Raw genomic sequence first — 4,788 nt, 5'->3', positions numbered from 1 at the left:
TCGTGGAGGACACCGGCCGGGCGAGGCTTCCGTTCTCCTGGTCCGGAGTCTCCGTCCACGCCGGCGGAGCGGACACCCTCCGGGTTCGACTCTCCAAGGCCGGACCGCAGTCCGTACGGCTTGACTTCGCCGACATCGACGGCGCTCCCGTCGCGACCGTGCACAGTCTCGCCCTCCGCGCCTTCTCGCCCGAGCAACTCGGCCGGCCGGCCCACGGCCACGGCGACTCGCTGTTCCGCGTGGAGTGGGCGCAGACGACCGCGCCGGCGGGCTCCGTCGATGACTGGCTGATGCTGGGCGACGGCACACAGGTGTTCGCGGACCTCGCCGGGCTCGGTGTGGCCGTGGCCGAAGGCGGCGAGATTCCGGCCGTACTGGTCGTGCCGTGCCTGGAGCCGGTCGACGGGAACGTGACCGACGCGGCACATGCCGAGACAGGGCGGGTCCTCGCCCTGCTCAAGGAATGGCTCGGCGACGACCGGTTCGCGGACTCACGTCTGGCGTTCCTCACCCGGGGCGCGGTGGCCGCCGCGCCCGGCGAGGGCGTCCCGGATCCGGCGCGTGCCGCCGTACGGGGTCTGGTGCGTTCGGCGCAATCGGAGAACCCCGGCCGCATCGTGCTGATCGACGTCGACGGGGACGTCGACAGTGACGTGCGGGCGGCTCTCGCCGGGGCCCTGGGCTCGGGTGAGCCCGAGGTGGCGGTGCGTGAGGGAGGTCTGCTGGTCCCGAGGCTGGCGCGTGCGGTGGTTGCCGCCGACGCTCCCGCTCCGGAGTGGGGCGCAGTCGACGGCACGGTGCTGGTGACGGGTGCGAGTGGTTCGCTGGGCGGGTTGTTCGCCCGTCACCTGGTGTCCGAGCACGGTGTTCGGAACCTGCTGTTGGTGAGTCGTCGGGGTGAGGCGGCCGACGGTGCGTCCGAACTGTCGGCGGAGCTGGCCGCCTTGGGCGCCGAGGTGTCGTGGGCCGCCTGCGACGTCGCCGATCGTGCCGCTCTGGCGGCCGTGCTGGACGGGATCCCGGCGGAGCATCCGCTGTCGGCCGTCGTCCACACGGCCGGTGTCCTGGACGACGGCGTCATCGGGTCCCTGACGGCCGAGCGGCTGTCGGCGGTACTCCGCCCGAAGGTCGACGCGGTGTGGAACCTGCACGAGCTCACGTCCGGTCTGGACCTGTCCGCATTCGTCGTGTTCTCGTCCGCGGCCGGTGTGTTCGGTGGTGCGGGACAGGCCAACTATGCGGCGGCCAACACCTTCCTGGACGCCCTCGCAGCCGAGCGCCGGGCCCAGGGCCTGGCGGCCACTTCGCTCGCCTGGGGCCTGTGGGCCGAGGTCGGTGGCATGGGCGCCGCCCTGGACTCGGACGACGTCTCCCGGCTCGGTCGGGGTGGGGTGGGCGCGCTGTCCGCCGCCGAGGGGGTGGCTCTGTTCGACGCCGCGTCGGCCACCGGGCAGTCGCTGCTGGTGCCGGTCAAGTTGGACCTGGCCGCGCTCCGTGTCCAGGCGGGCACCGGGATGCTGCCGCCGCTGCTCTCCGGTCTCGTCCGCACACCCTCGCGCCGGGCCGCGCGGGGTGCCGGTGGTGCGTTCGCCCGGCAGGTGGCCGCGCTGCCGCAGGACCAGCAGCCGGCCGCCGTACTGGGGCTGGTCCGTGGCCAGGTGGCTGCCGTGCTCGGGTTCGCCGGGCCCGAAGCGGTCGACCCGGCGCGGTCGTTCAACGAGGTCGGCTTCGACTCGCTGACCGCCGTCGAACTCCGCAACCGCCTCGGCGCTGCAACCGGCGTACGCCTGCCCGCCACGCTGGTCTTCGACTACCCGACGCCCACCGTCCTGGCGGAGTACCTGCACGCCGAGCTCCTCGGCAGCCAGGAGGCGACTGCCGCCCCGCTCACGGCCTCCGCGCACGACGACGAGCCGATCGCGATCGTCGCCATGGCCTGCCGCTTCCCCGGCGACGTCCGGTCGCCCGAGGACCTCTGGCGGCTCGTCCGCGAAGGCCGCGACGCCATCTCCGACATGCCCACCGACCGGGGTTGGGACATCGAGGGCCTCTTCGACCCCGACCCGGACCGGCAGGGCACCAGCTACAGCACCGCCGGTGGTTTCCTGCACGACGCGCACCACTTCGACCCGACGTTCTTCGGGATCTCGCCGCGTGAGGCCCTCGCCACGGACCCGCAGCAGCGGCTGCTGCTGGAAACCTCGTGGGAGGCGTTCGAGCGGGCCGGCATCGACCCGGCGTCGATGCGCGGCAGTCGAACCGGTGTGTTCGCCGGTGTGATGTACAACGACTACGGCACCCTTCTCCACCGGGCCCCGGAGGGCCTGGAGGGCTACATGGGGACCTCCAGCTCGGGCAGCGTCGCCTCGGGCCGCGTCTCGTACACCTTCGGCCTCGAAGGTCCCGCCGTCACCGTCGACACCGCCTGCTCCTCCTCCCTCGTGACCCTCCACCTCGCAGCTCAGGCGCTCCGCAGCGGCGAGTGCGACCTCGCGCTCGCCGGCGGCGTGACGGTGATGGCCACCCCGGGGACGTTCATCGCCTTCAGCCGGCAGCGCGGGCTCGCGACGGACGGCCGCTGCAAGCCGTTCGCGGCGGCGGCCGACGGCACGGCGTGGGGCGAGGGCGTCGGCATGCTGCTCGTCGAGCGGCTCTCGGACGCCCGCCGCAACGGCCACCCGGTGCTCGCCGTGGTCCGTGGGTCGGCGATCAACCAGGACGGTGCCTCCAACGGCCTCACCGCCCCCAACGGGCCGTCCCAGCAGCGCGTCATCCGGCAGGCCCTGGCCAACGCGGGGCTGACCGCCGCCGAGGTCGACGTCGTCGAGGCGCACGGCACCGGCACGACCCTCGGCGACCCGATCGAAGCCCAGGCGCTGCTGGCCACGTACGGCCAGGAGCGCGCCGGGGATCAGCCGCTGCTCCTCGGCTCCATCAAGTCCAACATGGGCCACACGCAGGCCGCCGCCGGCGTCGCGGGCATCATCAAGATGGTCCAGGCGATGCGGCACGGCACCGTCCCCATGACGTTGCACGTGGACGAGCCGTCCCCGCACGTCGAATGGTCCGCCGGCGCCGTCTCCCTGCTCACGGAGTCGGTGGCCTGGCCGGAGACCGGCCGGCCGCGCCGTGCCGCCGTCTCCTCGTTCGGCATCAGCGGCACCAACGCGCACACCATCATCGAGCAGGCCCCGGACGAGGAAACCCCCGCGCCCGCCGCCCCGACGACCGCGACTCCCTCCGTACTGCCGTACGTGCTCTCCGCGAAGTCGCCGGACGCGCTGCGCGACCAGGCCGCCCGCCTGCGGGCCCACCTGACGGACGAGCCCGAGCTCGCAGCCGTGGACGTCGCCTACTCGCTGGCCCGCCTGCGAGCCGCGTTCGACCATCGCGCCGTCGTCGTCGCCGGGGACCGCGAGAAGCTGCTGCGGAGCCTGACCGCCCTGGAGGACGGCCACCCGGTCCCGACCGGGGCCAAGACCGGCACCGTGGGTGCGGCCGGCTCCGGAAAGCTGGCCTTCCTGTTCACCGGGCAGGGCAGCCAGCGCCTCGGCATGGGGCGCGAACTGTACGACGCCCAACCGGTGTTCGCCGCCGCTCTCGATGCGGTCGGGGAGCGTCTCGGCCTTGACGTCCCGCTGAAGGAGGTCCTGTTCGGGGACGATGTCGAGCTGCTCCACCGCACCGAGTACGCCCAGCCGGCGCTGTTCGCGGTGGAGGTGGCGCTGTTCCGGCTCCTCGAATCCTGGGGCGTGCGGCCGGACTTCCTGTCCGGTCACTCCGTGGGTGAGATCGCCGCCGCACACGTCGCCGGAGTGTTCTCGCTGGAGGACGCCTGCACGCTGATCGCGGCCCGCGGCCGCCTCATGCAGGCGCTCCCGACCGGCGGTGTGATGATCGCCGTCCAGGCGTCCGAGGCGGAGATCCTGCCGTTGCTGACGGACGGTGTGAGCATTGCGGCCGTCAACGGACCGAAGTCCGTCGTCATCGCCGGTGACGAGGACGCGGCGGTGGCCATCACCGCGTCGTTCACCGACCGCAAGACCAAGCGCCTCACCGTCAGCCATGCCTTCCACTCCCCGCACATGGACGGCATGCTCGACGCCTTCCGCCAGGTGGTCGAGGGGCTGACGTACTCCGCTCCGCGCATTCCGCTCGTCTCCAACCTGACCGGCGCCCTGGTCACGGACGACATGGCTTCGGCGGAGTTCTGGGTGCGGCACGTCCGTGAGGCCGTCCGGTTCCTGGACGGCGTCCGCACCCTGGAAGCCGGGGGCGTGACGACGTACGTGGAGATCGGCCCGGACGGTGTCCTGTCCGCCATGGCGCACGGCTGCCTGACGGAGGGCGCCGACTCCGACGCCTTCGCCCCGGCCCTCCGCAAGGGCCGCCCCGAAGGGGCGACCCTGACCCGAGCCCTCGCACAGGCCCACGCACGGGGTGTCCGCGTCGACTGGGAGGCCTATTTCGCGGGCACCGGCGCCCGGAGCGTCGACCTGCCGACGTACGCCTTCCAGCACGAGCGGTACTGGATCGACGTCCCCGTCGGGTCCTTCGCCGACGCGGCCGCCGCCGGTCTCCGCCCGGCGGACCACCCGCTGCTGGGCGCCTCGGTGAACCTGGCCGACGCCGATGGGCTACTGCTCACCGGACGGCTGTCGCTCGCCGCCCACCCGTGGCTCGCCGACCACATGGTCATGGGCTCGGTACTGCTGCCCGGCACGGCCTTCGTGGAGTTCGCTCTCCAGGCCGGTGAACGGGTCGGCTGCGACCTGATCGACGAGCTGA

General features: G+C 73.0%; 1 protein-coding gene. It reads left to right on the top strand.

The window, feature by feature from the left end:
- Positions 1–4,788: type I polyketide synthase (locus tag ACFY0I_RS39850; RefSeq protein WP_388904724.1), on the top strand; the 4,788-nt coding region annotated here is incomplete at both ends.

Source organism: Streptomyces sp. NPDC001568, from assembly GCF_042893755.1.
GTDB lineage: Bacteria > Actinomycetota > Actinomycetes > Streptomycetales > Streptomycetaceae > Streptomyces.
The sequence above is the reverse complement of the archived record's forward strand: the minus strand, read 5'-3'. Positions and strand labels throughout refer to the sequence as shown.